This window comes from uncultured Roseobacter sp., from assembly GCF_947493125.1.
In the GTDB taxonomy this organism is placed as follows: Bacteria; Pseudomonadota; Alphaproteobacteria; order Rhodobacterales; family Rhodobacteraceae; genus Roseobacter.
Genome location: NZ_CANLQB010000010.1, coordinates 1 through 15,350, shown reverse-complemented (window position 1 = coordinate 15,350; position 15,350 = coordinate 1). Strand labels below are relative to the sequence as shown.

At 62.4% G+C, this 15,350-nt stretch carries 13 protein-coding genes and 1 pseudogene; 11 read left to right on the top strand and 3 right to left on the bottom strand.

Annotated features, from left to right (window positions below; translation table 11 throughout):
- Positions 1-20 precede the first annotated feature (20 nt).
- The 10 genes from Q1A71_RS19785 to Q1A71_RS19740 all read left to right on the top strand — a co-directional run bounded on the left by Q1A71_RS19785 (position 21) and on the right by Q1A71_RS19740 (position 11,712).
- Positions 21-1,472: a biotin carboxylase gene (locus tag Q1A71_RS19785; protein WP_299680674.1), complete on the top strand. Its 1,452-nt coding sequence runs from the start codon at positions 21-23 to the stop codon at positions 1,470-1,472.
- Positions 1,473-1,493: 21 nt separating this feature from the next.
- Complete coding sequence (locus tag Q1A71_RS19780; protein ID WP_299680672.1) at positions 1,494-2,465, top strand: C45 family peptidase; 972 nt, start codon at positions 1,494-1,496, stop codon at positions 2,463-2,465.
- A gap of 129 nt (positions 2,466-2,594) precedes the next feature.
- On the top strand, positions 2,595-4,175 hold the full coding sequence (locus Q1A71_RS19775) for an ABC transporter substrate-binding protein (protein ID WP_299680670.1): 1,581 nt from the start codon (positions 2,595-2,597) through the stop codon (positions 4,173-4,175).
- Positions 4,176-4,265: 90 nt separating this feature from the next.
- On the top strand, positions 4,266-5,831 hold the full coding sequence (locus Q1A71_RS19770) for an ABC transporter substrate-binding protein (protein WP_299680667.1): 1,566 nt from the start codon (positions 4,266-4,268) through the stop codon (positions 5,829-5,831).
- Between the two features lie 9 nt (positions 5,832-5,840).
- Entirely contained in the window at positions 5,841-6,821 is a 981-nt protein-coding gene (locus Q1A71_RS19765) for an ABC transporter permease (protein ID WP_299680664.1), read from the top strand.
- A complete protein-coding gene (locus Q1A71_RS19760; RefSeq protein WP_299680661.1) occupies positions 6,821-7,771 on the top strand; it encodes an ABC transporter permease in 951 nt (316 codons plus the stop codon). Before Q1A71_RS19765 ends, Q1A71_RS19760 begins: the two co-directional genes overlap by 1 nt.
- Positions 7,771-8,751 carry an ABC transporter ATP-binding protein gene (locus Q1A71_RS19755; protein WP_299680658.1) on the top strand — a complete coding sequence of 327 codons (981 nt, stop codon included), beginning with the start codon at positions 7,771-7,773 and terminating at the stop codon, positions 8,749-8,751. The genes Q1A71_RS19760 and Q1A71_RS19755 overlap by 1 nt, the downstream gene beginning before the upstream one ends.
- Positions 8,751-9,713, top strand: a complete 963-nt coding sequence (locus Q1A71_RS19750; RefSeq protein ID WP_299680655.1) for an oligopeptide/dipeptide ABC transporter ATP-binding protein — start codon at positions 8,751-8,753, stop codon at positions 9,711-9,713. The genes Q1A71_RS19755 and Q1A71_RS19750 overlap by 1 nt, the downstream gene beginning before the upstream one ends.
- A gap of 6 nt (positions 9,714-9,719) precedes the next feature.
- Positions 9,720-10,961, top strand: coding sequence for a flavin-dependent oxidoreductase (locus Q1A71_RS19745; protein WP_299680652.1), 1,242 nt, complete (start codon positions 9,720-9,722; stop codon positions 10,959-10,961).
- A gap of 28 nt (positions 10,962-10,989) precedes the next feature.
- The gene (locus Q1A71_RS19740; RefSeq protein ID WP_299680649.1) at positions 10,990-11,712 is read left to right on the top strand and encodes an SDR family oxidoreductase; all 723 of its coding nucleotides are present in this window, start codon (positions 10,990-10,992) and stop codon (positions 11,710-11,712) included.
- Here Q1A71_RS19740 and Q1A71_RS19735 read toward each other — a convergent pair.
- Positions 11,709-12,461 carry an MBL fold metallo-hydrolase gene (locus Q1A71_RS19735; protein WP_299680646.1) on the bottom strand — a complete coding sequence of 251 codons (753 nt, stop codon included), beginning with the start codon at positions 12,459-12,461 and terminating at the stop codon, positions 11,709-11,711. The genes Q1A71_RS19740 and Q1A71_RS19735 overlap by 4 nt on opposite strands.
- 49 nt (positions 12,462-12,510) lie before the next feature.
- On the opposite strand from Q1A71_RS19735, the gene Q1A71_RS19730 reads away from it, so the two are divergent.
- Complete coding sequence (locus Q1A71_RS19730; protein ID WP_299680643.1) at positions 12,511-13,638, top strand: pyridoxal phosphate-dependent aminotransferase; 1,128 nt, start codon at positions 12,511-12,513, stop codon at positions 13,636-13,638.
- Here Q1A71_RS19730 and Q1A71_RS19725 read toward each other — a convergent pair.
- On the bottom strand, positions 13,635-14,201 hold the full coding sequence (locus tag Q1A71_RS19725) for an ABC-type transport auxiliary lipoprotein family protein (RefSeq protein ID WP_299680640.1): 567 nt from the start codon (positions 14,199-14,201) through the stop codon (positions 13,635-13,637). The two genes, Q1A71_RS19730 and Q1A71_RS19725, sit on opposite strands and share 4 nt — an antisense overlap.
- 2 nt (positions 14,202-14,203) lie before the next feature.
- A pseudogene (locus tag Q1A71_RS19720) lies at positions 14,204-15,350 on the bottom strand (paraquat-inducible protein B); the annotation flags it as partial.

The window sequence follows — 15,350 nt, the reverse complement described above, 5'->3', positions numbered from 1 at the left end:
AACAGGAAGGACACTAAGACATGTCAGCTACGGTTCTGAAGAATATCTCGGAGATCCGCCGCTATTTCCACCGCAATGAGGACCCGGTCTATTTCATCTCGGCCACGAACTTCAACCTGTTGGGGCTGGACGAATGGGTCAAGAATTTCAAGTACATCTGCTACATTGATTGCTATGGCGGCAAACATCCGAACGTGTTTTGCCCCTCCGAGCAGCCGCATGCGGAATTCCAGTCCATCGAGGACATCAACAACTACCTGCTGCAGCACAAGGAAGTCATCGACTTCATCAAGCGGCGCGGGGGCAAGCCGAAATTCGTTTTCCTGATGTTCGATGCCGAGACCGAGCGGCTGTCGAAAGAGCTGGGCGCGGAGGTCTGGTTCCCCAAAGCCAAACTGCGCACCAAGATGGACAACAAGATCGAGACGGTGCGCATCGGCAACAAGGCGGGGGTACCTTCGGTGCCGAATGTGTTGGCCGAGGTGAAATCCTATGAAGATCTGAAGAAGACCTGCGAAAAGGCCAAGATCGGGCATGATCTGGTGCTGCAATCCGCCTTCGGCGACAGCGGTCACACGACGTTTTTCATCAAGTCCGAGGCCGATTTCCGACGCCATGAGCACGAGATTGTCGGCGAGGGCGAGATCAAGATCATGAAGCGGATCGACTGCCGGGGCTCTGCCATCGAGGCATGCGCGACCAAGGAGGGCACGATCGTCGGGCCTTTGATGACAGAGCTTGTCGGCTTCAAGGAGCTCACCCCCTATCGCGGCGGCTGGTGCGGCAATGAGATTTTCTCGACCGCCTTCACGCCGAAAGTCCGGGAGAAGGCACGCGATCTGACCTTCAAGTTCGGCGAGCAGCTGCGCAAGGAGGGCTATCGCGGGTACTTCGAGCTCGATTTCCTGATCGATAAGAAAACGGGCGACATCTGGCTGGGCGAATTGAACCCGCGGATCACCGGCGCCTCGTCGATGACCAACCACGCGGCTTTTGCCCATGCGGATGCGCCGCTGTTCCTGTTCCACCTACTGGAATTCTCAAAACGGAAATTCAACCTCGATGTGGATGAGTTGAACGCCCGCTGGGCTGACAGTGCGAACATCGATTCCTGGAGCCAGATGGTGATCAAGCATACCGAGGACAGCGTCGATATCTGCACCTCGGCCCCCGAGACGGGCATCTACCGGATGCTGGAAGATGGGCGCGTGGTCTATGACCGCTTCGACTATCACCGTCGCGCGGTGGAAAGTGAGAACGAGGCGTTTTTCCTGCGCATTCTTGGACCCGGCGACTATCGCTACGAAGGGGCGGATATCGGCATTCTGGTGACGCGCGGGCGCTCGATGACCAAGAGTTTCCGGTTGAATGAGCGGGCGAAAAAATGGATCCACGGGATCAAGCAGAGCGTGACGGCCAAGCCGCTGCCCACGGCAACGGCGCTGGCGGATCCGGCGTTCAAGATCCTCTGACCCGAAAGGACCGCGCAACAGATGTTATGGCGCGCCGTAAGTGAAGATGCGCCTGGACCGAAATGGTCCGGGCTTTTTGCCGAGTACTGGCCCGACTATAAGCGCTGGTGGCTGAAGGAGGGCGAAACGGCGCGGCCCACCTATACGGAGTCGCGCGGGGCCTTGCGGCAGCATATGCCTGAGATCGTGCCGCTCTATGACGAGCTATGCGAGCTGGTTGGAGGCGGCGATCTGGCGGCGCGGTTTTTGTCGTTCTACTGCCCGCCGCCCTATCTGGCCGGCTGCTCCCAGGCGATCTGGACCGGCAAGGAGCCGGTGATGGTGCGCAATTACGATTACAACCCCAATGCCTTTGACAGCCTCGTGCTGTGCACGAAATGGCGCGGGCGGCGGGTCATGGGCACCTCGGACGGGCTCTGGGGGCTGGTCGATGGGGTCAATGACGCGGGGCTCTCGATCTCGCTGACCTTCGGCGGGCGGCGCGTCGTGGGTGAGGGGTTCGGCGTCCCGCTGATCTTGCGCTATGTGCTGCAAACCTGCGAAACGGCGGAGGAGGCGGGGGCGGCGCTCGCGCGCATTCCGACCCACATGAGTTACAATGTGACGGTTCTGGACCGGAAACGGCAGTATCTGACGGCGATGATGGCGCCGGACCGCCAGACGCTGATCACCCATGCCGCTGTCGCCACGAACCATCAGGAGAATGTGGAGTGGGTCAGCCATGCCCGGTTCACAGCAACCGTTGAGCGGGAGCGGTTTCTTTTGCATCGCTTGACCTTACACCGTGATCCTGAAGAGAAGTTCATTGGCGCGTTTTTGAAGCCGCCGCTCTATTCGACAGCGTTCAACGTGGGCTTTGGCACGCTTTATACGGCAGTCTATCGGCCCCGTCGGCGGCAGATGGAATTGCGCTGGCCCGGCACAGTCTGGTCTTTGGGTCTGAACGACTTTGAAGAGGGTGGGCGGCATGTCGTGCTGCCGGGCGCTGCCTGATTTTATCGTGTGGTCAAACTTTTCACCGATTGTCGCGGATTGTTCGCCCTGAAGTTGTGCAAGGGGCTTGCCAAACCGCGCGTGGTCCCGAAGATTACCCGCAGAAAAACAAACCGGGGAGATTTTGACATGAGAAAGACAACAACCCTTTTGTCTGCTGCGATCCTGCTGTCGAGCACGGCGCTGGCTTCGGCCGAAACGCTGCGGTGGGCGCGTGCAGGTGACAGCCTGACGCTGGATCCGCATGCGCAGAACGAAGGCCCGACCTCGACCTTTGCGCATCAGATCATGGAGCCGCTGGTCCATCGTGACCATGCAGGCACCATCGTGCCCGCGCTGGCGACCGAATGGGCGCCGTCCGAAGAGGACCCGAATGTCTGGGTGTTCAAGCTGCGGGAAGGTGTGACCTTCCACGATGGCGCGGCCTTCGACAGCTCGGACGTGAAGTTCAGCCTCGAGCGGGCAATGACCGAGGACTCCGACTATAAGGAGTTGCTGGCTTCGGTCGCTGAAGTCCGCGCGCCGGACGCCTATACCATCGAGATCGTGACCAACGGCCCGAACCCGATCATGCCAAACAACCTGACCAACATGTTCATCATGGACAAGGAATGGGCGGAAGCGAACAACGCCGTCGACGTGCAGGATTATGAAGGTGGTGAGGATACGTTTGCCGCGAAAAACGCAAACGGAACAGGGCCTTACAAGCTGGTGAGCCGCGAGCCGGACGTCAAGACCGTGCTGACGCTGAACGAGAATTATTGGGGTAAGGATGAGTTCCCGCTTGAGGTGACCGAGATCATCTACACGCCGATCCAGAACGCCGCCACGCGCGTGGCGGCGCTGCTCTCGGGCGAGGTGGATTTCATTCAGGACGTGCCGGTGCAGGACCTTGACCGTGTGGCAAGCACCGACGGGCTGGATGTGCGGACGGCTCCTCAGAACCGGGTGATCTTCTTCGGCATGAACGTGGGCGACGAGGATCTGGCGAACGACAACGTCGAAGGCGCCAACCCGCTCGCGGATGTGCGCGTGCGCGAGGCGATGAACCTGGCAATCAACCGCGATGCCATCAAGCAGGTGGTGATGCGCGGCCAGTCCGCGCCCGCGGGCATGATCGCTCCGCCCTTCGTGAATGGCTGGGACGAGGAGATGGATGCGTCTTCGACCACCGATCTCGACAAGGCCAAGACGCTGATGGCGGACGCGGGGTATGGGGATGGCTTCTCGATCCAGCTCGACTGTCCGAATGACCGCTACATCAATGACGAGGCGATTTGTCAGGCGGCTGTCGGTATGCTGGCGCAGATCGGGATCACCGTGAACCTCGACGCCAAGCCCAAGGCGCAGCACTTCCCGCTGCTCAGCAATCTGGAAACGGATTTCTACATGCTGGGCTGGGGTGTGCCGACGTACGACTCGGAATACATCTTCAACTTCCTCGTGCACGGGCGTGACGACAAATACGGGTCGTGGAACGCGACGCGCTATACCAATGACGATCTGAATGCGAAGATCCAGAGCCTTGCGTCGAACACCGATCTGGAAGCGCGCGATGCAGATATCGCCGCGATCTGGGAAGTGGTGCAGGAGGAGAAGCTCTATATCCCGATCCACCACCAGGTTCTGAACTGGGGTATGAAGTCGAACGTCGACACCGTGGTCGAGGCGGAAGATTCGCCGAAAATCAAGTACTTCAAGCTGAACTGAGCCTGATGAGCTTGTGAAACATGTGGCGCGGCCCTCGCTGGGGGCCGTGTCATCACCGCTTTCCTGCATACTTGCCGAAAGGGTTTTCCGATGCTGCGTTCCCTCTCTTTCTCCGCTGTCTTGATGGCCTCCGCCTCCATGTTGGGAGCTGAAGAGTTTCGATGGGCTGAAACGACCGACCCGCAGACAATGGATCCGCATGCGGTCAACTCCGCGGCGGTTCTGGGCTTTCTGAACAATGTCTATGAAGGGCTCGTCAGGCGTGGGAAGGACATGAGCATCGAGCCCGCACTGGCGACCGCCTGGGAGCCGATCGACGGCGGTGCGGGCTGGCGGTTCACCCTGCGCGAGGGCGTGACCTTCCACGATGGAAGTACATTTGACGCGCAGGATGTCCTCTTTTCCTATGAGCGCGCGTCGAGCGAGGCGGCGGATACGCGCAGCTGGTTTGCGCCTGTCTCTGAGGTGCGTGTGGTCGACGACTATACCGTCGATATCATGACCACGGCGCCGAACCCGATTTTTCCCGATAGCATCGCCAACTGGATGATGATGGACGCGGGCTGGGCTGAGGCGAACACCGCTGTGCGACCCGACAAGGACAACGGCAATTTCGCGACGCTGAACGCGAATGGGACGGGGGCGTTCCAATTGGTAACGCGCGAGCCCGGGCTGCGCACGGTGTTGGAGCCCTTCGGCGGCTGGTGGGATGAGGCGGAGCACAACATCACCCGCGCCGAACTGACGCCGATCCAGAACCCGGCGACCGCGGTGGCGGCGCTGCTCTCCGGCGATGTGGATTTCATCAACCCGGTGCCGATCCAGGACACCGCGCGGCTGGCCGCAAATGATCAGGTCAAGGTCATTCAGGGCATCGAAGCGCGTGTGATCATGCTGGGCTTCCCGCATGAAGCCGAGGCGCTGAAGTATTCCAATGAAACCGCAGACGCCAATCCTTTCGCGGATGTGCGCGTGCGGCAGGCGGTCTCTCATGCGGTGAATGTGCCCGCGATCCTGCAGACAATCATGCGCGGCAACGCCGAGGAGGTGAGCCAACTGGTCAGCCCGGCGATGCGCGGTTTCAGCGCGGATCTGGCCGCGCGGCCTGCCTATGATCCGGACAGGGCACGGGCACTGCTGGCTGAGGCGGGGTATCCTGACGGATTCTCCTTTGGGCTGAAGTGCCCGAACGACCGGTATCTGAATGACGAGTCCGTGTGTCAGGCTGTGACAGGTATGTTGGCGCAGGTGGGAATGCGTGCGACGCTTGACGCGATGCCGGTGCAGAACTACTGGCCCGAGCTGCGTGCCGACAACTATGACATGTATCTCCTCGGCTGGTCGCCGGGGACCTTTGATGCGGAGCATCCGGTGCGGTTTCTGGCCAGCACGCCGAATGAAGAAAAGAAGCTAGGCTCTTGGAATTTTGGAGGATTCTCCAATGCGCGGGTGGATGAGCTGCTGCCAATGATCCAGTCCGAGATCGACGATGGCAAACGGCAGATGATGCTCGATGAGACCACGAAGATCCTGCAGGACGAGGTGGCGTATGTGCCGCTCTACGTACAGCCGCTGGTCTGGGGCACGCAGGCGAATGTGGAACTGACGCAACGGCCTGACAACTTCTTCCTGCTGCGCTGGGTCACCGTGAACTAGAGAACCGACATGCTCGCCTTCATCATCCGCCGCGTCTTCCAGTCGATCCTCGTGTTGCTCGTTGTTGGCGCGGTGGCGTTTTCGATGTTCCGTTTTGTGGGCGATCCCATCGACAACATGCTGGGGCAGGAGCGCACGCAGGCGGATATCGAGCGTCTGCGCACCGAGCTTGGGCTCGATCAACCGTTTCCAGTACAGTACTACAAGTTCCTGAAAGGCGCTGTTCAGGGCAATTTCGGTGTCAGCTACCGTCAGGGGCGCCCTGTCTCCGACATCCTGATCGAGCGCGCGCCCGCCACGCTTGAGCTGGCAGCGGTGTCCGGGTTTCTGGCGATTACAATCGGGATTGCCTTGGGCGTGTTCACGGCGATCCGGCGCAATGGGTTTACAGCCAATGCGATCATGTCTGTGTCGCTGATCGGGGTGTCGCTGCCCACCTTTCTGATTGGCATCCTGTTGATCTACCTGTTTTCCGTCGAGCTTGGCTGGCTGCCCAGTTTCGGGCGCGGAGAGACGGTGATGGTGGGCGGATGGTCCACTGGGTTTCTGACAGAGAGTGGCCTGAAAGCCCTTATATTACCGTCGATTACACTGGGGCTTTACCAGATGACTTTAATTATGCGGTTGGTGCGGTCGGAGATGCTGGAGGTCTTGCGACAGGACTACATCCGCTTTGCCCGAGCCCGCGGTTTGCGCGATCGCGCGGTGAACTTTCGCCATGCTTTGAAGAACACACTGGTGCCCGTGATCACGGTGACGGGCTTGCAGCTGGGCTCCATCATCGCCTTTGCGATCATCACCGAGACGGTGTTCCAGTGGCCGGGTGTCGGGCTGCTGTTCATCAACGCGATCCAATTCGTCGATATCCCGGTGATGGCGGCATATCTGATGCTGATTTCGGTGATGTTCGTGGCGATCAACCTGATCGTCGACCTTCTTTACTTTGCTATTGATCCGCGACTGCGCGCGGACAGAACGGCGGCGCACTGATGGCGGATCTCACCCAAACGACGACCCCGGTGGAACGCTCGCGCCTCCGCCTCGCGCTGGAAAGCGATTTTGCCTACCAGTTCCGCAAATCACCGGTTGCGATTGTCTCGGCAGCGATTGTGCTGTTCATGGTCCTCTGCGCCGTGTTTGCGCCCTTGATCGCTCCGTATGACCCCTTCGACCCGGCCTCGCTCAATCTGATGAATGGGTTCTCCAAGCCCATGGAGCCCAATGCCTTCACGGGCGAGACCTTCTGGCTCGGCACGGATGATCAGGGGCGGGATGTGTTTTCGACCATTCTTTACGGCATGCGCATCTCGCTCTTTGTGGGCGTTGCGGCGGTGCTCTTTGCGATGGTGCTCGGCGTGACGCTGGGGCTGATCGCGGGGTATCTGGGCGGCTGGACCGAGACGATCATCATGCGTGTGGCCGACGTGCAGCTGACCTTCCCGGCGATCCTTGTGGCGATGCTGATTTTCGGGATTGCCAAGGGGATCACACCGGTGGAGTACCGCGATCAGATGGCGATCTGGGTGCTGATCATCGCGATCGGTCTGTCGGATTGGGTGCAGTTCGCGCGGGTCGTGCGCGGGGCCACGCTGGTGGAGAAGAACAAGGAATATGTGCAGGCGGCGCGGTTGATCGGGCGCGGGTCGGGGGCCATCATGCTGCGGCATATTCTGCCGAATGTTCTGTCTCCCGTATTGGTGATTGCGACGATTTCGCTGGCGTTGGCGATCATCGCAGAGGCCACGCTGAGTTTCCTCGGCGTCGGCGCACCACCGACGCAGCCGTCGCTCGGCACGCTCATTCGCATCGGGCAGGGATTCCTGTTCTCCGGCGAGTGGTGGATCCTGCTGTTCCCAGCCGTGACACTGCTCGCGCTGGCCCTGAGCGTGAACCTGCTGGGTGACTGGCTGCGCGATGCGCTGAACCCGAGGCTGCGCTAATGGCGGACCCTGTGCTCTCCATCCGCGACCTCACCGTCGAAATTCCCACCCGGTACGGCATCTTGCGGCCTGTAAGCGGCGTTTCCTATGATATCGCAGCGGGCGAAATCCTTGGCGTTGTCGGCGAGAGCGGGGCGGGGAAGTCGATGGCAGGGAATGCCGTAATCGGGCTCTTGAGCCCGCCGGCGCATATCGCAGCGGGCGAGATACATGTGCGAGGCACGCGGGTCGATCAGCTCACCGGCGATGCGATGCGGCGGCTGCGCGGCAAAGAAATAGGCATGGTGTTTCAGGACCCGCTGACCTCGCTCAATCCGCTTTTGCGCATCGGGGATCAATTGACGGAGACGATGCTGGCCCATCTGGATATCAGCCGCGCGGAAGCGGAGCGGCGGGCTGTCGCAGCGCTGGAAGAGGTTGGTATTCCCGGCGCCGCCGAGCGCGTGGGCAGCTATCCGCATGAGTTTTCGGGCGGCATGCGCCAGCGGGTGGTGATCGCGCTTGCGCTCTGTGCCGAGCCTTCGCTTATCATCGCGGATGAGCCCACCACCGCGCTCGATGTGTCGGTGCAGGCGCAGATCATCGCGCTCCTGAAGAAGCTCTGCCGCGAGCGGGGCACCGCGGTGATGCTCATCACACATGATATGGGTGTGATCGCTGAAGCGGCAGACCGGGTGGCCGTGATGTATGCCGGCCAACTGGCGGAACTGGGCCCGGTGCGCGACGTACTCACGGCGCCGCGGCACCCCTATACCCACGGTCTGATGGGCTCGACCCCGCTGGCCTCACGCGGCAAGGACCGGCTCCACCAGATCCCGGGCGCGATGCCGCGGTTGGACGCGCTGCCCGACGGGTGCGCCTTTCACCCGCGCTGTCCCCGGGCGCACGACCGCTGTCGCGTGTCGCCCGGACCCCGCATAGAGGACGGCGGCGGGCGGGCGGCCTGCCTCTTCCCGATGGTTGAGGAGGCCGTGGCCTGATGGCGCTGGTCGATATCCGGAATCTCACCCGTATTTTCGATGTCTCGAAACCCTGGTTGAACCGGGTGGTGGAACGGCGCGAAAAGTCCTACCTCACCGCCGTCTCGGACGTCAGTTTCGAGATTGCCGAACGCACGGTCTATGCGCTGGTGGGCGAGAGCGGGTCGGGCAAATCGACCATCGGCAAGATGCTGGTAGGGCTTCTCGGGCCGAGCTCGGGCGCGGTGGAGATTCGCGGCACGGATCTGGCACGCGAGACCGACGCCGCCAAAGTCGATGCGGTGCGGCGCGACATCCAGATGATTTTTCAGGACCCCTTCGCCTCGCTCAACCCGCGCTGGCGCGTGCGGGATATTATCGTGGAGCCGGTGGCCGCGCGGGGCGGGGACACGAGCGGGATGGCCGAGCGGCTGCTGGAGCAGGTGGGGCTGTCGGCGAAAGATGCCGGGAAGTTTCCGCATGAGTTTTCGGGTGGGCAACGGCAGCGCATTTGCATTGCTCGGGCGCTGGCCTCCGAGCCCAAACTGATCGTCTGTGACGAGCCGACCTCGGCGCTGGATGTGTCGGTGCAGGCGCAGGTGCTGAACCTGATGAGCGATCTGAAAGACGAGTTTGGGCTCACGTATCTGTTTATCAGCCACGATCTGACGGTGGTTCAGCACATGGCCGACCGGATCGGCGTGCTCTACCTGGGGCGGCTGGTGGAGGAGGCGGGGCCGGATGAGCTCTTTGACGACCCCAAGCATCCCTATACCCAGATGCTGTTGGCAGCGGCCCCCCAGCTGGACAGTTTCGGGCGCGAAGTACCACCGCCCACGGGCGAGATCCCTGACCCGATCAACCCGCCGAAGGGCTGTGCCTTTCACCCGCGCTGTCCCCTCGCAGCAGACGTCTGCAGCCAAACCCGCCCCGAGATGCGCGACATTCGCGGCGCGCGCGTGGCCTGTCACATGGCGGGCTGACCGGGGATGACCGTTCTGATTGCCGGAGCGGGGATTGCGGGGCTGACACTTGGCCTGACGCTGCACCAAATCGGGGTGCCGTTTCGCATCTATGAGGCCGTACGCGCCCTGAAACCGATGGGCGTGGGCATCAACCTGCAGCCGAATGCGGTGCGTGAGCTGCATGATCTGGGCCTTGCCGATGACCTTGCTGAGATCGGCGTATCGACCCAGAGCGTCGGCTTCTACAGCAAGACGGGCCGCGAAATCTGGACAGAGCCGCGCGGCACTGCGGCGGGCTATCACTGGCCGCAGTACTCGGTGCACCGCGGTCAGTTACAGATGCTGCTCCATGAGACATTACGCGCTCGGGCAGGCGAAACCTCTGTGATAACCGGGCATCGCGCGACTGGGTTTTCCGGGCATCAACTCAAACTGGCTGGGCCCAATGGCCCGGCGAGCGTCGAAGGCACGGTGACTATCGGTGCGGATGGCATCCACTCGGTCTTGCGCGGGCAGATGTACCCGGATGAGGGGTCGCCGATCTGGAGCGGGGCGATCCTCTGGCGGGGGACAACGCGGACCAGACCGTTTCTGGGTGGTGCTGATATGATCCTGGCCGGGCATGACCGCCAGCGCATCGTGGCATATCCGATCACGAATGCCGATCCGGCGACAGGCGATGCGCTGATCAACTGGATCGCGGAGTTGCGCGTCGATCCGAGCCAAGGCTGGCGGAAAGAAGACTGGAACCGCCCTGCGGACCTCGGGGATTTCCTGCCCGCCTTTGACGATTGGGTGTTTGACTGGCTGGATGTGCCCGGGCTGATCCGCGGTGCCGAGGCGGTGTTTGAGTATCCAATGGTGGATAGGGATCCAGTGGCCCGTTGGACGGAAGGCCCGGTGACACTGATGGGAGATGCCGCCCATCCGACCTATCCCGTGGGCTCGAACGGGGCGAGCCAGGCGATTGTGGATGCGCGGACACTCGGTGCGTGTTTTGCAGCACACGGCACAACGCCTGAGGCCCTGCACGCCTATGAGGCCAGTCTGCGACCACGAACCAGCGCGGTCACGCTGGCCAATCGCGGCAGCGGGCCAGACGCGATCTTGCAGATGGTCGAAGACCGGTGTGGTGGTGTGTTCGACCGCATTGAGGATGTGATTCCACAGGACGAACTGGCGGCCCATTCGGCGAAATACAAGCGGTTGGCAGGCTTCGACGTAGACGCGCTGAACGCGCAACCGGCGCTGATTGGCTCCATATGACCCGCTTTGACTTCAGGAAAGAGAACGCATGACAAAAATCGCTGTGGTGACCGGAGCCGCGGGTGGCATGGGGCGGGCGATTGTCGACCGCCTGGTCAGCGATGGCTTCCATGTGATCGGCTTCGACATCGACGAAAGCGGTTTGGCAGAGATGGCCTGCGCAGGGTTCGAAGGCAAACCTGTCGATCTGACGGATCCCACGGCCATCGCCACCGCCTTCGACAACATCGCCATGGCGCAGGGCGGGCTTGATGCCTTGGTGAACAATGCGGGCACCTGCCTGATGTCCGATTTCCCCGATATACCGGCAGAGGAGGTCGCGCGGCAGATGGCGCTGAACTTTACCGGGGCGTTTCACTGCTGTCAGGAAGCCATCAAGTTGATGCGTGGGCGGGCCGGGGTTCGGAAGATCGTGAACATCTCCTCCAACGGCGCGTATAATTTCGACGCGTTTGATCCGCCGCATTACCGGGCTTCCAAGGCGGCGCTGGATACGCTGACCAAGGACCTGGCGCGGCGCTACGCGACCGAGAAAATCGCGGTGAACTCCATCGCACCGGCGATGACGGAAACACCGCTTTTTAATGTCGTGAGCGAGGAGGTCTTGGCCGATGCCATTGCGCAGATGCCGCACGGGCGGGCCATGCGGCCAGCGGAAATCGCCGCCTGGGTGGGCTTCCTGCTGTCACCAGCGGGCGACATTTCCAGCGGCAACGTGATCATCCTGAACCAGGGCCGCGACGTGCGCTAGCTGTACCACGCCGGCGCTTTGCGCAGACCTCGCCATTGCTCAGGGCAGTGGCCGTAGATCACCATCGCCTTCCGCGCTTCGGCGATCTGCATCAGCCGTGCACCACTGGCCATTGCAGCGCTCTCGTCCCAGGACCCGGCAAACCGCTCGTCAATCTCGGCTGGGCGGCTGATCGCATCAGATGTGAGCAAAACCGGGCCGGTCTCCGGCAATTCAATCAGAAAGGCGAGTTGGCCGGGTGCGTGGCCCGGAACGAGATAAATGTCGAAACCCGGCCCCATAGGGGCGTCATTTTCGACTTCGATGTAGCGGCGATCAGGCCAGTCCATGACCTGCTTGCCCGACCAATAGAGCGGTCGGGGCAGGGCAAGTTCTGCGGCTGCGATAACGATTGGTGCCGCAGGGAACCCGTGCAGGAAACCGACGTGATCAATATGCGTGTGGCTCTGGATCATGAGCGTGATGTCCTCGGCGCCAAGGCCAAGCCGCGCCAATTGCGCGGGTGCGAGGTTCTCGGGCATGAGCGACAGGACGCGGCCAAAGCCGCCCAGCTCATCCTCCGCTGTCGCAGCGGCTGCATCCTCGGCGTATTTGGCGGGAAAGCCGGTGTCGATCAGGACGTTTTCGCCATCATCCGTCTGGATCAGATACCCGCAGATGCCAATGATCCGCCCGTTGGCGTGCACCTGAAAGAGCCCGTAGTCGAGCACCGCCATCCGTAAGGGACGCCCTGTCAGAAGGGGTTGCATCTCACCTGCCTCGTCGGTCTTGTTGGCGCGAGTAGGCGGGGGAGGGGCCATGAAAGTCAAGATACACGAGCTGTTCCAGTACCTGCTCGAGACGACCGAGGCCCAGCCGGAGGCGATCGTCGGATTCTCGCTGTCGGCCTCGCCCACATTGGGCGCGTTTCTGGATGAGCTTGACCCGGCGCTGCCGTTGGATTGGAACAGCCGCGATTTTCGTGGCCTGCCGGAGCTGCGCGGCCATGTCCTGGCGCAAGCCGGGCTGGAGGGGCGGTGCAGGCCTGAAGATGTGCTGATCACCGCCGGAGCGGCCGAGGCGAATTACCTGGCGATCATGCAGCTGTTGCAGCCCGGCGATGAGATCGTGATCGAGACACCCGGATGGCCCCAGGCCGCGGTGCTTGCCCGCGCGGTTGGCGCGACGATCGTCGAGGTAATACGCCACGAGGCCGACGGCTGGCAGCTGCCGCTGGACGCGCTGGCGGATGCGGTGACCGAGAAAACGCGGATGATCTTTCTGAGCAATCCGAACAACCCGACGGGGCAGCTTCTGGGCCATGATGAGCTGAACGAGGTTGTGGCCATCGCCGAGCGGGTGGGCGCATGGCTGCTGGTTGATGAGGTTTACGCTGGGCTGGAGTGGCAGGGACCCCGGGCGCCCTCGGTGGCTGGGCTCTATCCGCGCGGCATCACCACTGGGTCGGTTTCAAAGGCGCTGGGGTTGCAGGGGCTGCGGACAGGCTGGCTCATCTGTCGTGATCCGCAGATGGTCATGGACGCGGTGATCCTGCGAGAGAATTCCTCGGAGATCATGAACATCATGGGCGAAGTGATCGCCGAGATTGCACTGCGTCCGGACCGGTATGCGGCAGCGCTGGAGGCTGCGCGGGCGGCAGGACGAGCCAATCTCGCAAAGATGTCAGCCTGGCTCGAGACGCAGCCGAACCTCAGTTGGGTGGCCCCGCAGGCGGGGCTTATCGGGCTTGCCCGTTTGCCGGATGGCGTCGACAGCGCCGCCTTCGCGCGCCGGTTGCTGGAACCGCCGTATCGCACCTTTCTGCTGCCAGGCAGCGCATATGATCAGCCCCAGCACGTTCGCCTGGGCGTCGGTGGTGGGACGGAGGTCAATCTCGAGGAGGGGCTCGCCCGCGTGGCCCAAGCCCTGGCGGATTGGCCGGATTAGCGGAGCCCGGTGGCAGCCACGAATGCGGCAAGATCGAGGATGATCTGACCACGCGCGGTTGCAATCGCCGGCGGCCCACCCGCCGGATCGAAAGGGACAGTGAGGTCGAAGAGCCCCGCGCGCTCGCGTCTTCCGTCGGGTACGGCCACGAAGTACTGTCCTGTTGCGCGGAACCGGCCCTCAGCCTCGGCCACGAGGCTTTCAAAGCGCAGATCGAGCCGTGCATCGGGGAAGCTCTCGAACGGCCAGGGTGTGGAGGCCACGCGTGCCCCGCTGAGCCGGGCGAGATGGCGCGCCAGCTCGAGCGCGACCGCGCGCTCGGGTGTATCAGCCCAGAGCGTGCCGCCATCGCTGCTGAGCCTTCCGTCTGTATCCTGCTGCGGGATTTCATCCGACGCGGCATAGGCAGGCAGGGAGACTTCGCGGATCTCCACGGCGCGGAAGGCGATGCGCTGGCGCTCAGTCACGGTGGGGTCCGGCACCACGTAGCGATCCGGGGCCGCGCCACAGGCGGTGAGTACCAAGAGCGCGAGGCCTGCAAAAGAGACAGCTTTGGAAATCATGGTCAACGCCCTCTGATCAATGCGCTGGGGTTACGCTCCAGCAAGCGGGCCAGGGAGGTCAGCGCATCGGCGGCCTGCGAGATGTCCCGCAGCGCGGCCTGTGCGTCGCGGCTGATCACATCGCCTTTGTTATAGCCTTCGATGGTCCGGCTGGCCTGGTCGAAGACTTCCGTGATCCGTTCCACGAGTGCGGGCAGATCACGGCTCGACAGAGCCACCGCATCGGCGGCCTCGCGGGTGGAGGCGAGTGTTGCGTTGACGTTGCGCACGGCACCGCCTTCACGAAGCTCGGCCAGTGTCGCGTTGAGCTCATCCAGCGCGGCGCCCAAGGACGCGGGCAGCTCTTGCGCGGCGGTTGTGGCCAGGATGTCGTCGGCTGAGGCCAGCAGTTCGGTCAGCTGGACGGTCAGGTCTTCCAGCGGCATCGCCTCGGCCTTGGCGGCCACGCTGCTGAGGTTGTCGATGAGTTCCGGAATACCCGCGACGGAGGCATTGACCGCCGCTGCCGCATTGGTGGCCTCGGCAATGGCCTTCACAATGCGGTCAACCGCGCGCCCGTCCTCAATCTGCGCAAGGATCGTGTCAACCCGCGCAATCGCCGCGTTCAGCGAAACAGGGATATTCTGCACCTCTTCGGAGGTCAGAATGCCACGCAAATCACCCAGAAGCGCGCGGACCTCGAGAGGGGTTTCGCGCAGCTCTTGGCTCGAGACGAAAGCCTCGGCGCTTTGCATGAACCCGATGGCGCTGTTGAGCAGCTCCTCGATGGGCAGGCTGTTGATGCGGGTGAAGACACCTTCGACGGTGGCCGTCGCATCAGAGATTTCACTGTCGGTGGAGGGCAGGCGCGCGATATCGTCTTCCGAAACGATCACCTCGGCGGGTTCTGCATCCTCAATCTCGACCAGTTCGACCTTCAATCCACCGGTCAGCAGGCTGCCGGAGGCCAGCCGGGCCCGCGTGCCTTCCGCCACGCGAGCGCGCAGGAACTCCAGCGCGCGGGCGGGATCAACGTCGCCCTGCAGGCCAAGACGGGCCGGTTGAATGCCGATCACCACGTTAAGACGCACGCGGCTGTCACCAAACTCATCGGAATCGACGATGCCCGACAGGCTCTCGACCGAGCCGATCCGCAGCCCGCTCCACTCC

What these genes read in the sequence shown, in the direction of transcription:
- Q1A71_RS19750 (WP_299680655.1), top strand. Translation starts at nt 8,751, where the DNA reads ATGGCGCTGGTCGATATCCGGAATCTCACCCGTATTTTCGATGTCTCG.
- Q1A71_RS19775 (WP_299680670.1), top strand. Translation starts at nt 2,595, where the DNA reads ATGAGAAAGACAACAACCCTTTTGTCTGCTGCGATCCTGCTGTCGAGC.
- Q1A71_RS19740 (WP_299680649.1), top strand. Translation starts at nt 10,990, where the DNA reads ATGACAAAAATCGCTGTGGTGACCGGAGCCGCGGGTGGCATGGGGCGG.
- Q1A71_RS19755 (WP_299680658.1), top strand. Translation starts at nt 7,771, where the DNA reads ATGGCGGACCCTGTGCTCTCCATCCGCGACCTCACCGTCGAAATTCCC.
- Q1A71_RS19735 (WP_299680646.1), bottom strand. Translation starts at nt 12,461, where the DNA reads ATGCAACCCCTTCTGACAGGGCGTCCCTTACGGATGGCGGTGCTCGAC.
- Q1A71_RS19730 (WP_299680643.1), top strand. Translation starts at nt 12,511, where the DNA reads ATGAAAGTCAAGATACACGAGCTGTTCCAGTACCTGCTCGAGACGACC.
- Q1A71_RS19760 (WP_299680661.1), top strand. Translation starts at nt 6,821, where the DNA reads ATGGCGGATCTCACCCAAACGACGACCCCGGTGGAACGCTCGCGCCTC.
- Q1A71_RS19725 (WP_299680640.1), bottom strand. Translation starts at nt 14,201, where the DNA reads ATGATTTCCAAAGCTGTCTCTTTTGCAGGCCTCGCGCTCTTGGTACTC.
- Q1A71_RS19745 (WP_299680652.1), top strand. Translation starts at nt 9,720, where the DNA reads ATGACCGTTCTGATTGCCGGAGCGGGGATTGCGGGGCTGACACTTGGC.
- Q1A71_RS19770 (WP_299680667.1), top strand. Translation starts at nt 4,266, where the DNA reads ATGCTGCGTTCCCTCTCTTTCTCCGCTGTCTTGATGGCCTCCGCCTCC.
- Q1A71_RS19785 (WP_299680674.1), top strand. Translation starts at nt 21, where the DNA reads ATGTCAGCTACGGTTCTGAAGAATATCTCGGAGATCCGCCGCTATTTC.
- Q1A71_RS19765 (WP_299680664.1), top strand. Translation starts at nt 5,841, where the DNA reads ATGCTCGCCTTCATCATCCGCCGCGTCTTCCAGTCGATCCTCGTGTTG.
- Q1A71_RS19780 (WP_299680672.1), top strand. Translation starts at nt 1,494, where the DNA reads ATGTTATGGCGCGCCGTAAGTGAAGATGCGCCTGGACCGAAATGGTCC.